This is a genomic window from Candidatus Thiosymbion oneisti, from assembly GCF_900092655.1.
In the GTDB taxonomy this organism is placed as follows: Bacteria; Pseudomonadota; Gammaproteobacteria; order Chromatiales; family Chromatiaceae; genus Thiosymbion; species Thiosymbion oneisti.
The window spans coordinates 1-6,729 of record NZ_FLUY01001471.1 but is presented as its reverse complement, the minus strand read 5'-3'; the positions used below and the strand labels follow the sequence as shown (position 1 = coordinate 6,729).

Below are 6,729 nucleotides of genomic sequence, written 5' to 3'. Positions count from 1 at the left end.
AGCCATGAGGGCATCGTGGCCGCTCATTCGCTCCATAACTCGTTGTTTTAGATTGCAATAATGTGGGGATACCTCAGCCTTTGACCCCCTCTCCCCAAGCCCCCTCGCTGCGCTCGGCGCAGACTCTCTCCCGGCGGGAGAGGGGCTTTTGCGACACCCTCGGTTCAGGGCTTGGGTAGGGTGACGCCCTGCTGGCCCTGATACTTGCCCCCACGGTCCCGGTACGAGGATTCGCAGACCTGGTCGGACTCGAAGAACAGGATCCGGGCCACGCCCTCGTTGGCGTAGATCTTGGCCGGCAGGGGCGTGGTGTTGGAGAACTCCAGGGTAACATGACCCTCCTACTCGGGCTCCGGAGGCGTGACATTGACGATGATGCCGCAGCGCGCGTAGGTGCTCTTGCCGAGGCAGACTACCAGCACATTGCGGGGAATGCGCAGCTATTCCACGGTCCGCGCCAGGGCGAAAGAGTTCGGCGGGATCATACAGACCTCCGACTTGAGGTCCACAAAGCTGTTGGCGTCGAAGTTCTTGGGATCGACAATGGCCGAGTTGATGTTGGTAAAGAGCTTGAATTCATCGGCGCAACGGATGTCGTAACCATAGCTCGAAGTGCCGCAGGAGATGAACCGGCCGCCGCCATCGGACCCGCGGACCTGGGACGGCTCGCAAGGCGCAATCATGTCCTCCTGCGCCGCCATGCGGCGAATCCAACGGTCGGACTTGACAGACATCGAGGATAGCCCCGGAAAGTGCACCTGGTTGTGGATTATACCCGCCGCACACAGGACGAGTGCCTATAAATCTTTCCGCAACCAGTGGGGTCCCGGAAGAACCACAATTCGTGGTTTCCGCGGGGAGACCGACCTGAACCGGTGGCTCCGACAGGCTGCACTGGGGCGGAAGATCCGGGCGGGACGGGTATAGAATACCCAGCGGTCACCAATGTCCAAGCGAGGAGTTTCAAGTGGAAGAAAGAAGCGTCGACGTCGCCGTCATCGGGTCGGGCACCGCCGGCCTCAACGCCATCGGCCAGATCCGCCGTGCCGGCAAGTCCTTTGTCCTCATCAACGGCGGCGAGCCCGGAACCACCTGCGCCCGGGTGGGCTGCATGCCGTCCAAGGCCATGATCCAGGTGGCGGAGGACTATCACCGTCGGATGGTTCTGGGCAGATACGGCGCTGACGGCTACCAGGCACTGACCCTCGACGGCAAACGGGTCATGGAGCATGTCCAGGACCTACGGGATACCTTCGTCGACCGGGTGCTCGGCAAGTCCACCGACAACATGCCCCAGGACCGCTTTATTCAGGACTATGCCAGATTCATCGAGCCCACCCTGCTGGCGGTGGCAGGGCAGCGTATCCGCGCCCGACGCGTGGTCATCGCCACCGGCTCGCGGCCCTTGGTGCCCCAGGCTTGGCAGGCCTTCGGCGAGCGGATACTCACCACCGACGACCTCTTCGAGCTGGAGGACCTACCGACCTCCCTGGCGGTCATCGGGCTGGGCACCATCGGTATCGAGCTGGGCCAGAGCCTGCACCGCCTGGGCGTCGAGGTCACGGGCTTCGATCAGCTGACGACTATCGCCGGCACCCAGGACCCGGAGGTATCGGCCAGCGCCATCGAGCTGATGGGCAAGGAGTTTCCCATCCACTTAGGGAAGGCCACTCAGATCGCCGAGGCAGGCGACAAGCTGCGCGTGACGGCCGGTGAGCACAGCGTGCTGGTGGATCGGGTCCTGTGCAGCATCGGCCGCGTCCCAAACCTGGAGAACCTGGGCCTGGAGAATCTGGGTGTGGACTTGGACACCCGCGGCCTCCCGGCCTACGACCCTAACACCATGCAGGTGGGGGACCTCCCGGTCTTTCTCGCCGGCGACGTCAACGACGAACGCCAGATCCTCCACGAAGCGGGCGACGAGGGCAAGATCGCCGGCTACAACGCCGCCCGCGACCAGGTCACCGCCTTCCGCCGCAAGACACCCCTGCTCATCAACTTCTGCGACCCCAACATCTGCGCCGTGGGTCGGCGTTGGAACGACCTGGACCAGGCGACCACCGCCGTGGGCCAGATCCGCATGGCGCCCGTAGGACGGGCGCTGATCATGGGCAAGAACAAGGGCGTACTGCGCGTCTACGCCGATCAGCCCAGCGGCCTCATCCTAGGCGCGGAGATGATTGCGCCCAAGGGAGAAAACCTGGCCCACCTGCTGTGCTGGTGCATCGAGCAGGGGCTGACGGTCGGGCAGTTGCTGCGCCTGCCCTTCTACCACCCGGTTATCGAAGAGGCCCTACAGGCAGCCCTCTACGACCTCTACGGCAAGCTCGAGGCCAAGAACGAGGGACTCACCGAGCTGGCCCCCATCACTCACCAGCCGACCCATCCATCGCGCTGAGGCCTGCGCCAACACCCGTACAGCGCCCTGGGGGACATGGCCCCGGCATGCTTGTATACTCAAGCACCCAATTATGAATATACTCATAGACTGGTACGGATGCTTCCAGCTGCCGATAACATTAGAATGAGCAGGATCTTCGCGGATTGAGCCCTTGGGCAAAGCCCGCAGGATGGTGGTAGGGCGGGTAAGCCAGGGACGGCGCCACCCGCCATATATGCGGTGAGCGCCTGCTGATCACCCCAGAGACGCCTGCCTGTGCCGACATGGCAGACAGGGGGCAGGCAGCGATTGAGTGGAGCCCGACCCTGATCGGAGACCGGGAGTGCCGCCGCTATGCAGCCACCCAACTGTGGCCATTGCCTACGACCAGCGCAAACCAGCCGCATCGCCAAGGAGCTACTGGAGCAATGCCGTCCCATCAACCTGATCGGGGGTCGGGGTCAGGGTCGAGCCCGGCTGCTCGACGACCTGATGGGCATCGATCCCGACATTTTCTGGTTGCACGCGGATCTCAAGGAACATCGCTACCGCTTCGCCGGTCTGCTCGAGACCCTCTGGGACCAGACCGGTCTCATCGGCTATCCGCCGCCCACCCTCGGGGGTCTAGTCGATAAGCTCACCGCCGGCAACCGGCCGGTCTGCCTGCTGCTGCACCACTTCGACGCCATCCTCGATAATCCGGATCCGAACCTGGATGCGGGCTTCGACGCGGCCTTCCTCGAGGCCCTGAATGCGCTCAAGAACCGCGGCGTCTCGCTCCTCTGCGTCACCAGGCGTGCCTACGACCCTTATGGGATGCTCACCCGGTCCGGCGAGCGCCGGGGCTCCACCCTGGTCCTGGAGCCTGAAGCGCTCGCGCCGCTCTCCCGGGCCGAGATCCGGGCCGAGCTCGATCGCTGCCTACCGGGCCTGGACGCCAACGACCTAGATCTGCTTGCCGCTTCCTTGCTCAGGCATCGGCACCCTCTCTCCTTTCTGGGCTACGTGCGGAGACGGCTCCGGGACGGCGATGTCGCCGCATGGCCCTTCGACGAACGCCTGAGCCATTGGGAGGACAAGTACCGGGTCCGGTATGGTGGCCTTACCACCGCCGATGCCGTTGCCCCGCGCCACCGGATCAGCTCCTGGTACCGGGCCTTATTCGGTTGCATCAAGCCCCTCTTGACAGGGCCCATCAAGCAGCTCAGGCGCCGGCTTGCGGGAAAGGACTAGTACCTAGTTTCGATCTATTTTTCCTGTACGATGCGGCCACCTCTATAGGCACCTCATTGTGCCCGTCAGCCCCATACAAGAAAAATAGACTGAAACTACGTACTAGGTCCTGTTGACATTTATCCAGAAAGCCCCTCTCTCTGGAGAGGGTGTCGCAAAAGCGGTAGCGTCAGCTGCCAGTCTGTGAAGTTTAAACCACAGAGGACACAGAGAATTGGCCGATTCCTTTCTCTGTGCTCTCTGTGGTTCGAAATGACTTTTGCGACACCCTCGGAGGGAGAGGGGTTGGGGAGAGGGTGAATGAGGGGCTGTTGACCTTACTCGAATTTCCCAACGCCTGGATAGAAGACAACTCAAATCATGCAAAATCAATGGGTTGGTTTTTGGACAGCCTCTAAGGGACCGGCCTCTGAGGGACCGCAGGGCAAGCTCGATTCCGTTGCCGGTTGGCTGTGGGCGACGCTGGTCTTGGTAACACTCTGGCGGGTTTGGGCGGCCTGGATGCTCCCGGTCACTCAGGACGAGGCCTATTATTTCGATTGGGCACGCAGCCTGGCATGGGGCTATTTCGATCACCCCCCCGCGGTTGCCCTGTTCGGGATCGGCACCCGTCTCGCACCGGCAGCGGCGTTTGCCGGACGCCTCGGCACCATCCTGGCCGCTACGCTTTTACTGGTGGTGCTGGTTCGCCTCTATCGCGCCTGCAATCTGCGGGGCAATGAGCTGGTGGTCGCCGCGGTCGTCGCGTGCGCAACCTTGCCGGGCCTTGCCTCCGGGGTGCTTGCTACCCCGGATACGGCGCTCGGGCTCGCCTGGGCTCTCGCCTTGCACGAGGGTCTGGCGGCCTTGCGTGGCGAGCGGCGGCGTTGGTTGAGCGCGGGGATTGCTATCGGTCTCGGCCTGCTTAGCAAGTACACCATGGTGCTCATCGGTCCGGTTTTTCTGGGGGCGATCCTGTGGGCAGACCCCAAGGCACTGCGGACGCCATGGCCTTATCTGGGCGGTCTATTGGCGCTCCTGGTCTTCAGCCCGAATCTCCTCTGGAACGCGCAGAACGATTGGCTGACCATTCGATTTCAGTTCGGCCACGGTTTTTCCACCGAGACCGGTACCCTGGTGACCAATTCACTGCCGGTTCCCACCGGGGATCACAAGGTTGCGACTACCCTCTCCTCCGAGCACCGCTCGGTGGCCGAAGGTCTCGGTGGCCTGCTGGATTTCTTGGGTACCCAGATCGCCCTTTGGGGGCTGCTGGCATTACCTGCGATCGCCGGTTTGTTTCGCGGGCACAGAGCCGGGCCAAAGCAGGGGCTAACGGTCTTCGACCCGGCGGCACGGGCGCTCTTGGTCACCGGGAGCCTGTTTCCACTCGCCTTCTTCGCGCTGGTGGCGACCTTCAGCGAGGTCGAGCCCAATTGGCCGGTTATATACTTATCGGCAGCCGCGCCGCTCGTCGCGCTTACCGCGGCCAGACTGCGGATGTGGGTGCTGGCGGCAGCCGGGGGGAATCTCTTGCTTGTGGGCCTGTATGTGCTGCATGGCTCAACGGGTAGCCTGCCCCTACCCGACGGCTACAACCGGATCCTGCGGGAAACCCACGGCTATTCGGAGTTGGCGCAAAGGGTAGCAACCCTGCCCGGACCCCTGTTCTCCGACCGGTATCAGATCGTTGCCATGACGCGATTTTATGCGCCGCACCGGCAGATAACCCAATGGCCGGGCATATCACGCCCTTCGGAGTATCTACGGGGCACCATTGCGCCCACGGCGACCCGGAAGCGGATCGAGCAGGCCGGTGGTTTCTGGTACCTGGGCCGCCGGGTCCTGCCAATGGAGATACCGGGCTTCAGTCTGCGTTCACAAAACAGCCTCTATTACTGTATGAACGGTGGTCTGGTGGAAACACCGACGGGTGCCGCCCGGCCATGCCCCGATCCCCTCCATCGTTGGCAGCTCTTCGCGTATACCGCGGACGGCATGTGGTAGTTGATTTCTTGTCAAGACGAATAAAACAGTATCGAAGTACCGATAACATCTGCTTGGTTCTTCCGCTGGGAAATTCTTTTTGCCGCAAATGAACGCGAATGAACGCAAATTGGTCGAAATCGATTCGGCATCATCGATAGTTCTTCATCCCATTGCGTTTATTTGCGTCCATTTGCGGCTAACTCTTCCGTGAAGATCCTGTTCACGCAATGTTACCGGCAATTGAGAGCATTTGTACCAGCACGTGCGAAATCTCCGACGCCTCGGACAGGATAGATACATGCCGCAATTTCCAAGGCACTCGTTTCCCGTTGAGATTCGTATGAAAAGGCGGTTTCTTTGGGTTCCTTTCTGGGTGTGGATCGCGTTTGCCCTGGTCAGCGCCCTGTTGGTTTTTTATCCGGAGATCGATCTTATGACTTCCCGGTTCTTCTATACGCCGGGTGTCGGCTTCGAGGCGAAAGGAACCTGGGTCGAACGCCTGATTTACAGATCCGTGGGTTTCCTGCTCGTGGTTGGAAACATCGGCCTGATTGCATGGTGGTTGTCCGCCCGCTTTGCAAGTCGGTTGCGGATTCGGTTCACTGCCAAAGAACTTGCGTTCCTGCTGCTCCTGCTCGCGTTGGGTCCCGGCTTGATCGTCAATGGACTGTTGAAGGAAAACTGGGGGCGGGCCCGACCTATCAAGCTTGCGCAGTTCGGTGGTAGCGACAGGTTCACGGCCGCTTTCGTCCTATCCGATCAGGAGGGCAAATCATTCAGCTCGGGACATACGGCCGCATCGGCCTACTGGATCATCGTCGTGCTTCTGATCGCACCGCGGCGAATATGGCTCTTGGGCGTTGCGATTGCGTACAGCCTTGCCGTTTCATGGATGCGGATGGCTGCCGGGGGGCACTTCCTGAGTGATGTCGTGACTTCCTATTTCATTGTGGCGATCCTGGCGCTCGCGCTCTACGGGCTCTTCTATCGGCCATCCAAGGAATCCAAGGTGTCTTGAACCACGAATGAACACGAATTCGTGTCCGTTGGTGTTCATTCGTGGTTCAGCGTCAATGCCATTAAGTTAGCTGCTGACCGCTTGTCGTGGTCGGTCAGGATGCGGAAGAGAAAACGACGAAGCGCGCGAA

The 6,729-nt window shown here is 61.3% G+C and carries 4 protein-coding genes and 1 pseudogene; 4 read left to right on the top strand and 1 reads right to left on the bottom strand.

Features of this window, described 5'->3' with window-relative positions; translation table 11 throughout:
* Nucleotides 1–164: 164 nt before the first annotated feature.
* Nucleotides 165–734 (bottom strand): annotated as a pseudogene (gene dcd / locus BQ17_RS15175) (dCTP deaminase).
* 233 nt (nt 735–967) lie between these two features.
* Here dcd and BQ17_RS15170 point away from each other — a divergent pair.
* The 4 genes from BQ17_RS15170 (at nt 968) to BQ17_RS15155 (ending at nt 6,599) form a co-directional block, all read left to right on the top strand.
* Nucleotides 968–2,398, top strand: a complete 1,431-nt coding sequence (locus BQ17_RS15170) for a dihydrolipoyl dehydrogenase (protein WP_089728468.1) — start codon at nt 968–970, stop codon at nt 2,396–2,398.
* A gap of 336 nt (nt 2,399–2,734) precedes the next feature.
* Nucleotides 2,735–3,613, top strand: coding sequence for a hypothetical protein (locus tag BQ17_RS15165; protein WP_089728466.1), 879 nt, complete (start codon nt 2,735–2,737; stop codon nt 3,611–3,613).
* A 360-nt stretch (nt 3,614–3,973) separates the two neighbouring features.
* Complete coding sequence (locus BQ17_RS15160; protein WP_089728464.1) at nt 3,974–5,599, top strand: ArnT family glycosyltransferase; 1,626 nt, start codon at nt 3,974–3,976, stop codon at nt 5,597–5,599.
* A gap of 322 nt (nt 5,600–5,921) precedes the next feature.
* The gene (locus BQ17_RS15155) at nt 5,922–6,599 is read left to right on the top strand and encodes a phosphatase PAP2 family protein (RefSeq protein WP_176722457.1); all 678 of its coding nucleotides are present in this window, start codon (nt 5,922–5,924) and stop codon (nt 6,597–6,599) included.
* The last annotated feature ends 130 nt before the right edge of the window (nt 6,600–6,729 follow it).